Genomic DNA, 213 nt, shown 5'->3' with positions numbered 1-213 from the left:
CCCCCCCCCCCCCCCCCCCCCCCCCCCCCCCCCCCCCCCCCCCCCCCCCCCCCCCCCCCCCCCCCCCCCCAAAAAAACCCCCCCCCCCCCAGATTACTACGCGTCTCGTGGGCTCGGAGATGTGTATAAGAGACAGGGCTAAGGGCGCGGCGCAGGAAGGCAAGGGCAAGGCCCAGGTCGCCAAGGGCAAAACTAAGGACGCAGTCAAAGGCG

Annotated in this window: 1 pseudogene; it reads left to right on the top strand. The window is 73.2% G+C overall.

Features of this window, described 5'->3' with window-relative positions:
• Window positions 1–134: 134 nt before the first annotated feature.
• Window positions 135–213 (top strand): annotated as a pseudogene (locus tag ACPYOI_RS37435) (CsbD family protein); the annotation flags it as partial.

It is taken from the genome of Rhizobium sp. SVR5-2C, assembly GCF_056755115.1.
Note: the sequence above shows the minus strand (reverse complement) of the source record. Positions and strands in the feature narration are given on the sequence as shown.